Here is a 15488-nt window from a genome sequence, read left to right as displayed (position 1 = left end):
TCATATAGATGACCATACAACAAGGTGAATCAACCGATGACCATGCTGCCCAAGTGCCCCGTCGCCACACCGCCGCCCACCGGCCTCAGCGCCACGCCTCCCTGCTGCCCACCTTCCGTTACCAGGCGCCCGCCTGTGAGCGGCAGCTAGCGCAAAGCCGCGTCCCCTTCCTCGAAACCGTAGCAGCAGCCCAACGGCAGCCACCTGGGCATGCCCCGTGGAAACGCCCGTCATGCCTTCAAACCCTGAGTGCAGCCCGAGCGCCAGCCCAACCGAGACTCCTTGAATGACCCCCTTAGATATACAGCTATTACTGACGGCACTGGCCAGTGTTCTGGTGCTGGTGGCGCTCATCGTTTCGCGCCTGAAAATGCACCCGCTGCTGGCCTTGCTGGTGGTGTCCATTGGCGTGGGCTTCGCGACGCATATGGCGCCAGGCAGCATCGTCGCCCATCTGCTCACCGGCGCCGGCAAGACACTGGGCGCAGTGGGGGTGGTGATTGCGCTGGGTGCGATGCTCGGCAAGATCCTGGCTGACGCTGGCGTCACGGAACAGGTCGCGGATGTCATCCTCAAGCGCACCTCCGACCGCATGATCCCTTGGGCCATGATGCTGGTTGCCTTTGTCATTGGCATCCCCATGTTTTTCGAAGTCGGCCTGGTGATCATGCTGCCGCTGATATTCAGCGTGGCGCGCAAACTGGAAAGCAAGGCGCGCTTCAAAGGCTCGGCGTATGTGTATGTAGGTGTGCCGGTCATTTCGGCGCTTGCCGCCATGCACGGCATGGTACCGCCGCACCCAGGCCCACTGACCGCCATCGCCGTGCTCAAGACCTCGGTCGGGCCCACCATGCTGTATGGCTTCCTTGCCGCCATTCCGGCAATGATCCTGGGGGGCCCGCTGTACGGCATGTTCATTTCACCGCGCATGAACACGCGGCCCGATCAGGCATTGCTGGACCAGTTCACACTGGCTGAAAAAGCCGATGGCCAACCCCGCCCCGGGGTAATGGTCGGCATGCTGGCCGCATTGCTGCCGGCCATCCTGATGCTGGTGCATGCCGTCGCCGAGATGCTGCTGCCCAAAGGCAATGCACTGCTGGAACTGGCCAGCTTCCTGGGCAACCCGCTGATCGCCATGCTGCTGGGCGTGCTGTTCGCTGGCGCCAGCCTAGTGCTTGCGCGCGGCGGCGACGCCGAACAGCTGCGCGATGCACTGGGCAAAAGCCTCAAGCCAATTGCCTCGATCATCATGATCATTGCCGGTGGCGGTGCCTTCCAGGAGATGCTGACCAGCGCCAAGGTAGGCGATGCCATTGTGCACCTGACCCAGCAATCTGCCTTCCCTCCCCTGATTCTGGGGTGGCTGATCGCGATGTTGCTCTCGGTGTCTACCGGTTCCGCCACGGTCGGTATCGTAGGGGCTGCCGGCTTGCTCGCACCGCTGGCAGGTGCAGACCCCAGCCTCAACCTGCCTTTGCTGGCCTTGTCCATCGGCTGCGGTTCGCTGTTTTTCAACTATGCGAACCATGCAGGCTTCTGGATGGTGAAAGAATCCTTTGGCATGACCATGGGCGAAGCCACCAAGACCATTTCGGTGGTGCAGTCCATTGTGGCGGTGGTTGGCTTGATCGTGGTGCTGCTGCTAAATACGGCGATTGCTGCGAGCTGAACCGGCTTGCAACAACTGCCCGAGATCATTCCAAGGTCTGCACGGACGGTGCGGACCTTGGGTCGCGATGGGCTGCAAAGCAGGTTCACGCCGAGGTCAGTACTGGGTTTTGTTCAGCTTCTCGGCCAAGGGTGGATAGTAGATCTGGCCGATCTCATCCGATGACCACCACGCCCAGTGCAGCAGGTACAGGGTGACGATGTTCAGTAGCGCATAGCCCTTCCAGCCAAACCAAAAGGTGAAATAAGCCATCAACCCGGGCAGTTGGAAATGAGCACTCACCCCAGCATTTGCAATTACCATCAGCACCAGGCCGAACACCAGTACCCCGGTTTGGAAGCGCTGTTGCCGCCACTCCTCGCGCTGCATGGTCAAGCGTTTCCAATAGTTGTAGAGGAATTCGTTGCCTTCACGAAGGCTGTGCTCTCGCAGTGCACTGAAGGTCACGTAGTTGGGAAACAGCGAATAATCTCGCGGGCCCTGAAGCCGATACCACGGAACGAAGCTGCCCATGATCGCCGCCACACGCGCCAGCACCGGGATTACCACCGACACCACCAGGCAGAAGACCATGATGCCCACGAATATACGACCGACATTTTCCCAGACGATCGCCATGTCCCCCGAGAAACCCAGCAAAGTTGTACCCAGTGAGTGCATGAGCGCGATATCGATGAACAGGCCTACATAGGCCAGCTTCAATGCCCAGCGTACTTCCCACGCTTTTTCGAACACTGCGCCCGGCAGCCCGGCGATAGGGTTGGTGGTTTTCAGGCTGTCTCTGTTTTGATCCATGCAGAACCCTCGGTAGTTGGCACATGGCCAGGCAAATGGTCAGGGCAAAGCGCTTTAAATGCGCTTTGCCTGATTACCATGCACTACAGAGGCGCGAGCGTTCTACTCAACTTGAGGCAGTTGCTACCATCCCGCAGAAGGGGCTGCTTTTGTGTTGCATGGCCAAGAGCCGTAAAGCAGCCGTTCATGCATCCACATCGGATTGGCCGACCGGGACCTCCGCCATAACGCAACATCGCGTGCACACAAAAAAGCGCCTGCGCCGTAGGAAAACGGCTTACCACAGGTCACATACACTTCCCAAGATGAATGCGATCCGTGTAGGAGCTGGCTTGCCTGCGAAGGGCTGCGCAGCAGCCCCATACCCCGACATGACTGCAACAGTCCATCAGCGGCCTTCAACAGACTAAGCCAGGCGCAACCTGCGATACCTGGCCTAATCAACCTCATCGCCTAACCCTCCAACTCCTGACCACCGCGTTCCAACACCTTCCCACACTGCTCACTGGCCAACCGGCTGATGATCCGAATCGCTTGGTGAATCCCAGCCGTATTGCGAAAGCTCAGTCGTGGGTTGTGTTCGCATTCCAGCATTTCGTCGTGCTGGACCAGGGCTTCGCCTAGCAGTTCGAGGGTCCAGGCGTAGCTTTGGATGGTGGAGAGGCGTTCTTGGTCAGTCATGGCCGCACCTCCGAATGACCGGGGACGGAGCGGGATTGGCTGACGGCAAGGTAGCTGATGGCCGTTGAAGAACAACGGTGGAGAACGAATGCGAGGGTCCTGCTTGGACTTGAGGTAAGCATGCATGAGGCTCCAAGTTTTAGTTGGAGCTGCCACGATCCTTCCTACGGGATTGGGTGGCAGCTGTGTGCAGGGTAGGAATACCGGGAAACTTGGAAACCCGGCCAGGCCGAAGCCTGCCCACACACAGCCGCCATGACACAGCACGGCAGACACAAAAAAAGCGCCAGCTGTGGTGCAGGGGCGCCTAGTGCATGCGCCAAGTTTACCAACGGGTTCCTACGCCCGGTCACGGGATTTACCGTGACGCAGAGATTTAGCCTCACATTGCTTGGCGGGGCAAGTATGGAAGTTGTAGGAAACGTCTCTTAATAATGTACGAACGGCGCCGAAGCAGCTGTTATTGCTTATAAACGAACGCGAAGTTTCAGCACCGAACTTCGCGTCGGGGACAAATCCTTATAGGAACATGGGATGAGACTTTATTTGCATCCCACATCAATCTCACTGTTCCTGACTGCTTTTCCGTGCCCGTGGCGATGCCGGCCTCGACACTGTCTTCTTCGCTTTGGCTGCCGCAGGGCTTTTCCCGCGTTTGGGTCCGGCCACCACCCCGGAACTGGCCAGCGGCGCGCCCACCGCCATTGGCCCACCAGGCTTCGTCTGGCCGACGAGCGTTGCAGTGGGCTGATCTTTGGCTGTCATCACCATACCCATCCGCACGCCAAAAAGCCGAAGCACGGCCTCCAAAGTGCTGAGCTTCGGGTTCGACTTCCCGCTTTCCAGTTCGTACAGGCTTTTCGTGGACATCTTGCACATGGCCGCGAAGGTCTCTTGGTCAAGCCCGGTGACTTCGAGCCGTAGACGGCGGATGGACGTGCCAATTGGATCGAGCCCCGCCGCGTTGCGCTTGACGATATCCTCTACGAGCTGGGCGCGCTCTTCAGGCTGTAGTTTTTTCATCGCAGTCCCCACTCCACGAGTCGCTTGTCCAGGTCATTCACGGGTAGAGAGGCTGCATTGCGCATCGATTCGGGCGCATCGGTCAGCAGATCGGGCAACGCCCTAAATGCCTCAGCCGCATGCATCAACCGTTGCAGCAGGACATCGGGATCGGTGTAACCAACCAGCTCAGCGCAGTTATCGCGCCAATTGGAAGACCCCTTGCGCTCCGCCGCCCACTTCGTCGTCCGTGTGATGCCCTCTTCATCCAGGATCATTGGCGCGAGGTCATAGATTGGCGCCAAACGAAACCTCCCACCCACACGCATGATGGAAGTGTTGCGGCCGTGATTATCGGTGTTCCCTAGAATGCGGTTCAGCAGATCGCGCCGCACGTACTCGAACACCAGGTCGTCCACCTCATCCTGCTGGCCGTTATCGATCCATAGACCTACCAGGCGGTGAACAACTTCGGCATGCGCCATCGGGTGCGCGTAGCCGGTAATACCGCAGATCGAGTACACCGACTCCAGCGGTATCCGCTCCACCACGCCATCCACTACTCGGCGATCAAATCGTGGCATCCAGAGGCTTGGCTTCACTGCCTCTTCAAGCGCCAAACCATCAGTGGGAACCGTATCAAGGCCGAGGGCAGCAACCGCCTTGTAGTAATGAAACTCTGTTCGCAGGATGTCTTGGTCGCGCTCGCCGCCTCGATTACGCGCGAACTTAATCAGCCAGTGACGGCACGCCTGGTCATCGGGGAGCATCGCATCAGCGTACAGAGCACCGCTGTGGGCTTCGGTCATGACCAGCTTGGGGGCTTGCCCGTTGGCACCGGTAGCACCGCCCAACGCCGCGCCGGTTTCATAGGCGTACTCAAGAAATTCATTCGTCCTGTCCACGACCTCAGCACGCGCGAAAGCCTCGTTCCGGTCCGGCTGAAGGCCTTCCACCGATTCCTTGATGCGCAGGTGCCCAATAGGCGCCGGCGTGAAGCGTTCCAGAAGGTACAGCCCCATTTCCACACCTTCGGGCTTAAGACGCCCATAGCGGGATTCAAGAGAGTCCTTGGCAGCACCAGAGGGAATGATGTCGTAGAGGAATGCTGGATACCCTTTGACGTCATGGTGGTCCCAGTTCAACGGAAGGTTAACGCTTAGGGCGAGTTCGCAACGATCCTCCATGCGATCAACGTTCGCGATGATGTAGTCGCCGTCGTAGGCGACAAGGCATCTTCCATCAGCAACACGCTCGGGGTTCTCAACCGTGAGTGTCGCTGCATCGCGCCATGCACCATCGGAGAAAGCCTGGATCGTGAGTCTGAGCGGCATCGCGACACCATTAATCAGTACTTTAATGCTGATTATCATAGTGTGCATGGCAGGAATCGGCAATATTTTGCTGATTAAAAGCTTAATCGCTGGAAAACCGGCACAACACTACCGATTATGCATTCACAGCGCGCGAGAGGGGGCTAGAGGTAGTTGCTGCACCTGGGAAGCAGGAACTGCCTGGGGTTCGGCCTATGAGTGATAGGACCCTGTTTATTTGCGCTGGGTCAGGTGATGGATGGCACGGGCTTCGATGCCGCACTTCGAGCAGAAGGCAACCTGGATACCCACGGGACAAAGGCCCAAATCTATGTCCTTTAGCCTGACACCATGAACGCCTTGTCCCCAACCCTATGCGAGATAACCCTGCAACAATCGCCGCACATTTTCTACCAGCTCAGATTCCCCCTTGCGCGGTGGAAGCAGCAAGAACCTGGCCTGCGCCAGCGCCGGCAGTCCAGTCCTGTAGGGCTCCACGCCGTCCGGTATGGCACTCGCATTAAGGCACGCAATGCCAAGCCCTGCCCTCAATGCTGATTGCAACCCCGCCACACCTGAGGTCGAGTAAACGATCTCGTATTCGACATGGGCGCGTTCCAATATCTGGCAACTGTAGTCCGACAATCCACATCCGCTGATCGCGAGCAGTGGCAGCGGCTGCCCAGGCTCTGCAACCCAGCCTGCAGCGGCAACCCACTGCAGGGGCTCCTGCCTCACCTCGAAGGTGTTGGCTGTGGGCAAGCGTTCGTTAAAACACATGGCCAAGCCGATATCCAGGTAGTCACTTGCCTGATCCATTTCCAGGCTCTTTTTCATCACCACATGAAGTCGAAGCCGTGGGTGCCATTCACGTAATTTTTTCAGCAGGCCAGCAATGTCGTCGGGGCGGAAGTAATCGGTGATCGCCAGGCGTATCTCCCCTTCGAACTGTTCGCCTCGGACATCGGACAGCGCCCGCTCGCCCAGGGTGAGGAGCTGCCTGGTGTGGCGTACAAGACGTTCACCTGCCGGGGTTGGGCGAACGCCTTGCTTGCCTCGGATGAGCAAGTCGACGCCGATGGCGTCTTCCAGCTTACGCAGCTGTTCGCTGATAGCGGAGGTTGAGCGAAACAGGCCAGGCGCGGCAGCAGAGATGCTGCCAGCATCGCAGACCGCCAAGTAGACGTGGAGCTGGGCAAGGTCGAAGTGGTACATGCAAGTTCCGGATAAACAGGAAGATGAGGCCTGATATTCCCGCTTTTTGGGATCGTGTTCAAAGGCTAAGTTACAGGTAAATCACTTACGAGGATCACCCAAATGCCTGGTATCACCTTGACCTTATCCGGCGCGCCAGATGCTGCGCTGGCGTCGCGCCTCAGTCATGAGCTGACGGAACTGACTGCTCGTGTTCTGGACAAGCTGCCATCGCAAACGATGGTGATCGTTCGGTTCATCGATCCTGGGTTGTGGTTCATCGACAGTGAATCGCTTGAGAGCTTGGGGCGAAATAGCTTTCGCCTGGAGGTCACGATCACCGACGAGACGACGACAGTGGAGCAGAAACGGCGTTATCAGCGTGAGTCGTATGATTTGCTTTCGCAGCGCATAGGGAATGTGCACCCGCATTCGAATGTTCACCTCATCGAGGTGCGTGCTACGGCCTATGGTTATGGCGGGGTGCCGCAGGCTGCGAAGCTCTGGGGTTGAGAAAGGCAGCAGGGGATGGATGCTTGGGGCTGGAGTGGGTGTGGATGGCACGGGCTGCGCCCGTGTTCGCAGGACACAATCTCCCACAGAGGGAGGGCTGACTTTGAGAGGCTCACTTCACGTTGGATCGGGCGGGTGTGGCGGTTCGAGATACAAAAAAGGCCTGCATCGCTGCAAGCCTTGATGTCTGGTGCGGAGACAGACGGACGGTTGTTGGGCGTCAGGGCCCGGTTTTCACGGGGCTGGAATTTGGTGGATTTATAGACGTACCTCATAGGGTATCTATAAAAAAATCAGCTACTTATGGCTTTCAGTGGAATCGAATCGGGACTTGCGAAGGATCCAGTGAGAGCTACGACCGCCGTGGCATCAACGTTCACGCCTTGATGAATCCATAGGTCACCCACATCCAAGCGAAGCCAAAGGCCGTCAGCCACGTGGATACCTGTAGAACCAACTTAAGTTTTGCAGGGAAGTTTTCTAGTTCTTCGATGTCCAGATGCCCTCGGCGCATATGTACGCCAGGCCAAATGAGTATTCCACAAAGAAACGTTATAAGCAGCCACCGAGCGCCAAAGCGCCGCGTGCCCAAAAACAGTTTCATTTGCTCCAGGCCGGGATGACTTTGGATAGCCGAGGTTGCAACCGTGAAATTTCTTGTACCCGCGATGAATGCACTGACCGCACAACCGGCCAACGCGATCACGAACGGACACGCCAGCATTATCCACTTCAGCCACACGGGCCAACTCTCGAACTCAGTCATAATGTGATTCGTAGATCAGCTCGCCCATTTGCTCACCGCCCTCCGCACCGGCGATGCTCCCAGCAAAAGCCCCTCCCCCGACCAGCGCAATGCCACATACCGGCGCCCCGAAACCCGCGGTACCAGCAGAGAACACCCCACATACAGCGAGCGCAGTGATCCCAGCAATCTTGCCACCCACTATCCCTCCCGCCAGCCCCCCAGCGAAAGCACCTGCCTCAGACAAACGAATTTTTTTGCAGCCTTCGGTTTCCCCTGCACGGCAGGCCTCTTGGACTTTCAGATAGGAAGATGTACCACCTAAGCCAATTCCGACATGCCCACCATACCGAAGGTACTTACTAAGCTTCGCCACTTTGTCCAAGTATGTGGCGTACCCAGGAATCTGCCCTGGCCCACCGGCTTTCGACCAATGATGCACAAGGCTCTTGGTCGAGATATTCAAGCTTTTCTTCAGCCGCTCGTAGGCCCCTAGATTCAGATGTTTATTTAGAAAAGTCGCCTTCAGCTGACCATCTAGCTGTTCCAATAACAGCCGTCGTTTGGCGAAGAACGATGGACTATTCAGATGGCCATGGCGCAGAAATTCTTGCTGATGCAAACGCTCGATGTTGCCAAGTGTGCTGCGAAGCTGCCGGAGGCCGTGGTCCATCATGTCCTTACCCACACCCATGGAGAGACTGGCGTCACTAAGCAGTCCGGCAATTTCAGCCTGATACTCCATCATGAAATCTGACTCGGCAAAATCGAGTACAGCCAAGGAACGTCGCGCGCGCTCGGCGGCCGCCATGAGTTGGCCCTCCTCCTGGGTGCAGGCATAACCGTTATCCGGATCGCCGATGACGAAGATTTCCCCTGCCTTGAACCCCTGCTCGAAAGTCGGGTTCAGGCGTTGCAGGTACGAAATGGGCAAGGTCGAATCATGGCTAGCCAGTTCCAACAGAATCTGCGGGAACGACATGCTCCGGGGCACCACATAGAATCCCGGCTGCATCTGCCCAGGCAATCCGCCAACCATGGCGTGCGAAGCCCCTGCCAAAGCGCTAGAGCTCCCAGGGCCAGCGGGTTTGAGGCTAGTGCGTACGGCAACCGGCAGCCGCGGCGGGGGCATTTCCCCTAAAGGCGCCACCACCCGGTTGCTACCCTCTGGGCAACCGCAATCAACTAACGCGCCATCCATCGCGACTGGCTGGCCATCCGAGATGAAGTGCCACACCCCTTCGACGACCTTTCCTTCCAGCCCGCAAAGTGGACAAGGTGTGGTGGGATCCCCCATCCTCAGGACCATTCGTCCCTCGTCGAGGTAACCTTCCCCGGTGGCGATGCAAATCGCACCTGTGGTGGTTACATCACCGTCTACTGCTTGGCCAAGCCCATCCAGACTGACGCGCATTTCAGAGTCCCTTGCGAACTGTAGGAGCGAAAGAACCTAACAGCTAGCAAGGGGCAAATGAGGCCTCGAGCAGCTAAAGAGACGATTCCTACGAGCAACGCGGATTTAGGACTAGGCACGACCTAGCGGTTTGAGAACTAGACTCTGTCTGAAAAAAGCCGTCGTCCCCTTCCAGCCTCAGCCTGCGCAGAAATTCGAGTTCGGCCAGAACGTCAACCAGCGGCGAGTCAAAGGACGGGGTCAGTAGCTTGCAGGTCGTGGTGAGAAAACTGGGGCATCTCAAAATTATCCCTAAACGGGAAAATCATTATCTAGAAAAATTTCGGTTCTCACCCCGTAAACACTGGCCAAAACCTGATCGATAGCTAACCAATATCTAAAAATACGTCCAACCCTAAGTGGAAAACTGCGAACCAAAAAGTCAAAAAAACGCAGATCCATGGGAAAAAATCGGGAACAAAAAAGCCCGCACAAGGCGGGCTTCTATTGGTGCCAGGTAGCGATAAATCGCCATAGGCCAACTGACTCTGGTGCCGGAGACAGGAATCGTATTGGCGCATAAGCTCATGAATTTAAAGAAAATTCCAAGATGAAATGCTGATTTTTATCTCAAAAATTATCTCAAGACGTGCCTCGTATTTTGCACGAGACCAAACTGCATAACGCGGAGCTCTTGGTGTGCCGCCCTAACTATTTCGTAATCAAGCGCGGCAGCTGCCTACTGCCAGGCACTGGAGCTTTGAGACAGGTGTGAGCTATCATTACACCCATGCTAATCGACCACGAACGCGAAAAACTTATCGAAGCAGTCAAGTTTTTTGCTCAAAACACCCGAAAACTGGGAAAAACAAAGCTTTTCAAGCTCTTGTATTTCCTAGATTTTACCCATTTCCGTGATACCGGAAGGCCGGTCACAGGGCTCGAGTATTTTGCTTGGCCAATGGGCCCGGTTCCCACCGAGCTCTTCGAGGAGCTCAAGCGCCCTGATCAGGACTGGGAAGGGAACTGCTCCTTCGAGTTTACTTCTACTGCCAGAGGCCAGATGCTTCGAGTTGACGCCTTGAGCAAATTCGATCCATCGCACTTCTCAAAGCGCGAGCTTCGCATCCTGCACAATCTGGCAGATCAGTTCAAAAATGCCGATGCAGAACAAATGGTTGAAGAAACTCATCTAGAAAATCTGCCATGGCATCAAATTTATGAAGTAGAGGGACGGAAGCAAGCGAGCATCCCGTACCGAATGGCAGTACGCAGTCAGGAAGAAGACGCAGTTATGGGGCTCGCCGCTGATCGAGCAGAAATGGTCGCAACCCTAAGGAAATAATGTGACCCCTGGGACCATCTACCTCCATAAAGATTTTGTGTTCGCTGACGGATCAACCAAAGATAAGTTCTTGGTTGTACTCGGCAACTTGAACAATGGAGTAGTGCTGGTTGCAAAAACTACTTCTCAAGGTCATCACTATCGAAATGATTTCGGTTGTCAAAGCGCAAACAGGTTTGCTGCTTTCTTTTTCCCTGCGAACTCTACTTGTTTTCAGAAGAACACATGGATTTGCCTGAGTGAATTTTATGAGCTTAGTGAAAATCACCTAACGCAAGGTTTAGCTACGGGCGGTGTTTTCAGAATCGGTCACCTTGGAAACTCGTTCACTCGAGATGTACAATTTTGCGCTAAAGGCTCAGATGACATAAGCACTTCGCAAGAATCTATAATCGAGGGCAGCTTGGCTCCAGCTGAAGCCACCTCTTAACCATGAAAATTCGTAAAAGATCTTAGACAAACAGCACCTCCGCCTACCAAAACTGACGCTTTGTCCGATGTTGCCGATGGAACGTCTCATAACTACGCGCAATTAATTTGCAAGTGTAGAAAATCAAATCAGCGAGTCAAACTGATATGGCTCTATATTATCGCGAAAGCTCACGCAGCCAATATTCTCACCAAACAACAGAAAGTTCTCTATTTCTGGCAGAGGTGGATGAACCTCGACAAGCTTTGACCCACTCCTAATACCCTCACGCAATTCCATAAGTAGTCTACCAAGAACATTGGCGCCGACTAGCTTACCATCCATTGGTGTCGCGCCCCAAAAGCGGTCTTTTCGCGATTGTTCTACAATCGGCAAATCGCCCGTACTCAAAAGTAAATCCGAGAACTTAGTCCAGTTTTGCACAAGTTTGCAGGTGATACACCAACGCATAATTCGAACACGAACCTTTAACCAGTCCTCCCGAGAGCAATCAAGTACTGGCTTTACTTTCATTTTTGCAGTCATGGGGCTTGTCTGTGAAACAATCATTTTCTGCAAGTCTGGGTGATGAGGAAAGCGACATGATTGGTAAAGGGCCTCAGAAGTCAAAAAAACAATATCATTGACCTCAATCGGAAATCCACCAGCCATATTTGACAATCCACCATAAGCCTCTTTAGTCTTCAAAAAAACGAGACTACTTTTTGGCTCATACGTGCGAATAGCCACTTTCCTCATGCTTTACCCTCAAAGACTCTCGAGACTCTCGAGACTCTCAAATGCCCTGAATATCTTAGCATCATTATTGGTGGCTCGTGGTAGCAAAGGATACCAAGGATCACCAACCCACAGCACGAGAGGCGCATTATTAGGGCAGTTGCGATAGGTCACGATCATTGAACCAAACCCTAGCGTTTCAAGACCACTGTAACCTAGCGGTCGGTGTTGATCCTTTAGGTGTTTACATTTGTTTCGAATCTCCACACCTTTAATAAGAAACTCTTGCTCTAACAAATGACGAGCTTCTTCAGACGAAAATATGTCTAGACTACCTTTTCCTCCTGGGCTTCGAAAAACTGGCTTATAACCCATTGAATCAATGTAATCTTTGACAGATTCGTTGTCAGGTGCTGAAACCGGACGTAATACATCAGATTTGTCAATGTAGGTTTTTCTGTCTTCAGGCTCGACGCACCGCGCCCATTCCAATGTTATATTTTTCCCGCTTTCAGCAATTTTTTCTTCCAATTTGTTTTTCACTCGCCATTGACCATACCGGTGCAACACAACGAAGAACAAATTCAACTTACACTTGTTAGGAGCATCTTCAACGATCCAGGCAGTTAAGTCCTGAATAATCCTGCTTCCTGAACACAAATTATCATCAATATAATAGAAGCAACTGCTATCCATTTTATTTATGGACACTTCAATTTCATACTTTTCTTTAACCACTTGCGCCATCAGCTGGGAAAATTCGTGTTGACTATTCCCGCCCTTTTGAATATCTAAAATCGTTGCAATACTCCAGTGATTTCTTGGAGTATCACCAACAAATGGCTTATAGCTGCTGACGCTCTGAAGCGCCTGAATTATAGACTTCTTTGATATATATGTTTTCTTGAAAATATGAACAACCTCAGACAAAATAGCCAGTTGCTTGTCTTGAGTGAATTGCCCAATCCATTTTTCAATGTGCTGTGAATCTAATTTTTGAGTCATTCCGCCTGACCTATAATCAGAAATAATGCCCAAAAGCTCCTGAACAAGCTCATTGTGTGTAGACATACGGCAGTCCTCCTCCCTGTAGGTAGAGTCAGATTGCCATCATTCTGAGATGGAGTGAAGCCCCTCCACCTCTGGCTCAGTATGAAAGCTATGAAACTCCGCCAAATCCTATGGAGTCTGAATTCTCCTACTGCTATCCCTTTTGACGAAAGAGTTGAGTGCGATCCATGAACCCCACCTTCTAAAAGATAGGGCCTCAGCTTACCGTGGTATCTCTGGCGAGCAGTTCCATGGCAGCAAGGCTTCGTAGTCTGAGACCGACGACGCATACGGCAGGCGCTCAAGTACGTGGCGCAGCCACGTATAGGGCTCCTGGCCGTTGACCTTGGCGGTCTCGACCAAGCTGTATATCTGCGCACTTGCCGTGGCGCCCTTGGGCGTGTCACTGAACAGCCAAGCCTTGCGCCCAATGACAAACGGTTTTATCGCACGCTCTGCCAGGTTGTTGTCGATTGGCAAATGGCCCGCTTCGACATACCGTTCCAGGCGGCTCCAGTTGTTTGCCAGGTAATGCACCGCCTTGCCCAATACGCTTTGCGGCGTCACCTGGGCGTACGTCTTGTCCAGCCAGCTTTTCAGCTGACCGAGGATCGGTAAGCTTCTTTCCTGGCGACCGATGAACCGCTGTTCGTCGCTGACCTCCTTGAGGTCGCGCTCGATGTCATACAGCTTATTGATCATCGTCAGCGCCACATCGGCTCGTCCGGTCTTACCCTTGGGCTGCACCTTTTGTGCTTCGACGAACTTGCGGCGCGCGTGAACCATGCATGCCAGTCGCTCGATACCGGGCTGCAACGCCAAAGCGTTGTAACCCGCATAATCGTCGGTCATCACATAGCCGCGATAGCCTTGCAACAGACGCAATGGTACTTCCTGCGCACGGCTGGTGGTGTAGTCGAACAGCACAACTTGTCGATCAGGCGGGCCACTGGCTTGCACCCACATCCAGGATTGGCTGGTCGGGTCTCGATCCGGTTCTTTCAACACCTGGACGCGGGTCTCATCGCAATGAATCACCGGACTTTCCAGCAGCCGATCACGCATCAGATTCAACAGCGGCTGGAAGTATTTACTGCACTGGATCACCCAACGCGCCAGGGTTTGTCGTGGAACCTCGATGCCGTGGCGGGACAGCACACTTTCAAACCTGTGTAGCGGCAAGCCATCGACGTACTTGGTCGTCAGCAGCATGGCCAGCACGCTTGGGCTGGCCATGCTTTTTTCGATTAACTGGGCGGGCTTGTCAGCAGTGACAGGAGCAGTCTCGCAACCACGGCAGCCATAGATCTTGCGCACGTGTTTGAGTACGCGGATCTGCATCGGCACGATATCGAGCTGCTCGCTGGTTTCTTCGCCGATGACATGCTTACGGCAACCGCAGGCGCAGGTCAGTTCGTGTTCGGGCAACTCATGGATAACTTCGATACGTGGCAGATTAGCCGCCAGTGGCTTGCGCTTGCCACGGCGCTTGACCGGGACAACGACTTCTTCATCGGCATCATCGACTACAGCCAGCAGAGGGTCATTTTCCGCTTCATCGAACATGGCCAGTTGCGGCGTTTTGGGATCGACGGTTTGCTCGGACTTGCGGCCAAAGAAACGGTCACGCCATAACTTGATTTGCTCTTTCAGATCGTCAATTTGGACGATGTGGGCCTGATTGACTTCCTGCTCGCGCAAACGGGCAGCATAGCTCTCAAGCAATAATTGCTTGAGCAGGGCAGGATCGTCTGGGAGATTGTCGGGCACGGAAATCATGCCGCGGATTATACCGGGTCAGGCGACGTAGCGCGGAGTCAAAACCTGATGGGGACGGTTGCGCCAAAGGTCGAAACCGTCGAGCAGCCAATTGAGTTCTTGGACGGTCAGGACAATCGCTTCGTCGCTGGGCTCAGGCGACATTTTGAAGCGCTCGGCTTCCAGGCGCTTGAGCCAGAGGCAGAAGCCGTTGCGCTCCCAGTACAACACTTTGATCCGATTACGCGCCTTGTTGAGGAAGACGAAGAGCACGGGGTCGAACACGGCGACTTTGATATCCAGTTCTACCAAGGCAGTAAGGCCGTCGATGGACTTTCGAAAGTCCACAGGCTTGGGGTAGAGGTAGACTTTTTCGACTTTGCTGTCGGGGCGCATCATGCAGGGCTGGCTCCAGAAGGAAATCGGGAGCACAGCATCGGGCATCAGGTAAGCGCTTTGAATGTGGGGTTCATGGAGCACTTACGACAAACGCCGATGTCACCAGCAACAGCGATGCAGATGATGGTGCCGCAGACCAGGGAATGGACTGCACCTGACTGACAGTTAGGCATGCCCCGGTCATCGCATCGCTGCGTTAACCCGGCTCAGGATCTCGCGGCGCTGGTCTCGTCAGCCAATGCAGCCTCCACCCGCCCACCGGAACGGTGCTCAGGAGGCCAGATCATGAGATGCCCTTGCTCCCGGTCCTAAGGAGCCGACAGTCCCGCGTTAGAGGACATCCCCACAGGTCGCAGGGGCCTTGATCCCTGATAACACTCAGCATTCTTGGCGGGATGAAGTGGGGTGAAGTGAAGCGAATAGGAGATGAGTCAGGTCTATGTGGCCCTGAGCATTGAGCCTGACGTACAGGCATTTGAGC

Annotated in this window: 14 protein-coding genes; 3 read left to right on the top strand and 11 right to left on the bottom strand. The window is 54.7% G+C overall.

The window, feature by feature from the left end; translation table 11 throughout:
- Nucleotides 1-286: 286 nt before the first annotated feature.
- On the top strand, nucleotides 287-1672 hold the full coding sequence (locus tag QCL51_RS03130) for a gluconate:H+ symporter (RefSeq protein WP_338444596.1): 1386 nt from the start codon (nucleotides 287-289) through the stop codon (nucleotides 1670-1672).
- A gap of 96 nt (nucleotides 1673-1768) precedes the next feature.
- Here QCL51_RS03130 and QCL51_RS03125 read toward each other — a convergent pair whose 3' ends face one another.
- From QCL51_RS03125 to QCL51_RS03105, 5 genes are all read right to left on the bottom strand, one after another.
- A complete protein-coding gene (locus QCL51_RS03125; RefSeq protein ID WP_338444595.1) occupies nucleotides 1769-2467 on the bottom strand; it encodes a hypothetical protein in 699 nt (232 codons plus the stop codon).
- Between the two features lie 453 nt (nucleotides 2468-2920).
- Complete coding sequence (locus tag QCL51_RS03120) at nucleotides 2921-3148, bottom strand: hypothetical protein (RefSeq protein ID WP_103463290.1); 228 nt, start codon at nucleotides 3146-3148, stop codon at nucleotides 2921-2923.
- 564 nt (nucleotides 3149-3712) lie between these two features.
- Entirely contained in the window at nucleotides 3713-4171 is a 459-nt protein-coding gene (locus QCL51_RS03115) for a helix-turn-helix transcriptional regulator (protein ID WP_021784182.1), read from the bottom strand.
- Nucleotides 4168-5523, bottom strand: a complete 1356-nt coding sequence (locus QCL51_RS03110; RefSeq protein WP_274101955.1) for a HipA domain-containing protein — start codon at nucleotides 5521-5523, stop codon at nucleotides 4168-4170. The genes QCL51_RS03115 and QCL51_RS03110 overlap by 4 nt, the downstream gene beginning before the upstream one ends.
- 312 nt (nucleotides 5524-5835) lie before the next feature.
- Nucleotides 5836-6678: a LysR family transcriptional regulator gene (locus QCL51_RS03105; protein ID WP_274101948.1), complete on the bottom strand. Its 843-nt coding sequence runs from the start codon at nucleotides 6676-6678 to the stop codon at nucleotides 5836-5838.
- A gap of 102 nt (nucleotides 6679-6780) precedes the next feature.
- Between QCL51_RS03105 and QCL51_RS03100 the strand changes: the two genes are divergently transcribed.
- Nucleotides 6781-7170 (top strand): 4-oxalocrotonate tautomerase, encoded by a 390-nt coding sequence (locus tag QCL51_RS03100; protein ID WP_274101950.1) that lies wholly within the window; start codon nucleotides 6781-6783, stop codon nucleotides 7168-7170.
- A gap of 376 nt (nucleotides 7171-7546) precedes the next feature.
- Here the strand turns inward: QCL51_RS03100 and QCL51_RS03095 are convergent, their stop codons facing one another.
- Nucleotides 7547-7936, bottom strand: coding sequence for a hypothetical protein (locus tag QCL51_RS03095; protein WP_338444594.1), 390 nt, complete (start codon nucleotides 7934-7936; stop codon nucleotides 7547-7549).
- Nucleotides 7929-9329 carry a PAAR domain-containing protein gene (locus QCL51_RS03090; protein ID WP_338444593.1) on the bottom strand — a complete coding sequence of 467 codons (1401 nt, stop codon included), beginning with the start codon at nucleotides 9327-9329 and terminating at the stop codon, nucleotides 7929-7931. Before QCL51_RS03090 ends, QCL51_RS03095 begins: the two co-directional genes overlap by 8 nt.
- A gap of 769 nt (nucleotides 9330-10098) precedes the next feature.
- Between QCL51_RS03090 and QCL51_RS03085 the strand changes: the two genes are divergently transcribed.
- A complete protein-coding gene (locus QCL51_RS03085; RefSeq protein WP_338444592.1) occupies nucleotides 10099-10653 on the top strand; it encodes a Panacea domain-containing protein in 555 nt (184 codons plus the stop codon).
- Between the two features lie 553 nt (nucleotides 10654-11206).
- Here the strand turns inward: QCL51_RS03085 and QCL51_RS03080 are convergent.
- The 4 genes from QCL51_RS03080 to tnpB form a co-directional block, all read right to left on the bottom strand.
- Nucleotides 11207-11821, bottom strand: coding sequence for an NADAR family protein (locus tag QCL51_RS03080; RefSeq protein WP_338444591.1), 615 nt, complete (start codon nucleotides 11819-11821; stop codon nucleotides 11207-11209).
- A 9-nt stretch (nucleotides 11822-11830) separates the two neighbouring features.
- A complete protein-coding gene (locus QCL51_RS03075; RefSeq protein ID WP_338444590.1) occupies nucleotides 11831-12871 on the bottom strand; it encodes a hypothetical protein in 1041 nt (346 codons plus the stop codon).
- A gap of 201 nt (nucleotides 12872-13072) precedes the next feature.
- Nucleotides 13073-14629 carry an IS66 family transposase gene (locus QCL51_RS03070; protein ID WP_232893739.1) on the bottom strand — a complete coding sequence of 519 codons (1557 nt, stop codon included), beginning with the start codon at nucleotides 14627-14629 and terminating at the stop codon, nucleotides 13073-13075.
- 18 nt (nucleotides 14630-14647) lie between these two features.
- The gene (tnpB, locus tag QCL51_RS03065) at nucleotides 14648-15007 is read right to left on the bottom strand and encodes an IS66 family insertion sequence element accessory protein TnpB (RefSeq protein ID WP_019437365.1); all 360 of its coding nucleotides are present in this window, start codon (nucleotides 15005-15007) and stop codon (nucleotides 14648-14650) included.
- Between the last annotated feature and the right edge of the window lie 481 nt (nucleotides 15008-15488).

This window comes from Pseudomonas sp. LTR0 (assembly GCF_036630035.1).
In the GTDB taxonomy this organism is placed as follows: domain Bacteria; phylum Pseudomonadota; class Gammaproteobacteria; order Pseudomonadales; family Pseudomonadaceae; genus Aquipseudomonas; species Aquipseudomonas putida_Y.
The sequence above is the reverse complement of the archived record's forward strand: the minus strand, read 5'-3'. Positions and strand labels throughout refer to the sequence as shown.

Bases quoted from the DNA above. Each gene is read 5' to 3' on its own strand.
- QCL51_RS03130 (WP_338444596.1), top strand. From the start codon at position 287: ATGACCCCCTTAGATATACAGCTATTACTGACGGCACTGGCCAGTGTT.
- QCL51_RS03125 (WP_338444595.1), bottom strand. From the start codon at position 2,467: ATGGATCAAAACAGAGACAGCCTGAAAACCACCAACCCTATCGCCGGG.
- QCL51_RS03120 (WP_103463290.1), bottom strand. From the start codon at position 3,148: ATGACTGACCAAGAACGCCTCTCCACCATCCAAAGCTACGCCTGGACC.
- QCL51_RS03115 (WP_021784182.1), bottom strand. From the start codon at position 4,171: ATGAAAAAACTACAGCCTGAAGAGCGCGCCCAGCTCGTAGAGGATATC.
- QCL51_RS03110 (WP_274101955.1), bottom strand. From the start codon at position 5,523: ATGATAATCAGCATTAAAGTACTGATTAATGGTGTCGCGATGCCGCTC.
- QCL51_RS03105 (WP_274101948.1), bottom strand. From the start codon at position 6,678: ATGTACCACTTCGACCTTGCCCAGCTCCACGTCTACTTGGCGGTCTGC.
- QCL51_RS03100 (WP_274101950.1), top strand. From the start codon at position 6,781: ATGCCTGGTATCACCTTGACCTTATCCGGCGCGCCAGATGCTGCGCTG.
- QCL51_RS03095 (WP_338444594.1), bottom strand. From the start codon at position 7,936: ATGACTGAGTTCGAGAGTTGGCCCGTGTGGCTGAAGTGGATAATGCTG.
- QCL51_RS03090 (WP_338444593.1), bottom strand. From the start codon at position 9,329: ATGCGCGTCAGTCTGGATGGGCTTGGCCAAGCAGTAGACGGTGATGTA.
- QCL51_RS03085 (WP_338444592.1), top strand. From the start codon at position 10,099: ATGCTAATCGACCACGAACGCGAAAAACTTATCGAAGCAGTCAAGTTT.
- QCL51_RS03080 (WP_338444591.1), bottom strand. From the start codon at position 11,821: ATGAGGAAAGTGGCTATTCGCACGTATGAGCCAAAAAGTAGTCTCGTT.
- QCL51_RS03075 (WP_338444590.1), bottom strand. From the start codon at position 12,871: ATGTCTACACACAATGAGCTTGTTCAGGAGCTTTTGGGCATTATTTCT.
- QCL51_RS03070 (WP_232893739.1), bottom strand. From the start codon at position 14,629: ATGATTTCCGTGCCCGACAATCTCCCAGACGATCCTGCCCTGCTCAAG.
- tnpB (WP_019437365.1), bottom strand. From the start codon at position 15,007: ATGATGCGCCCCGACAGCAAAGTCGAAAAAGTCTACCTCTACCCCAAG.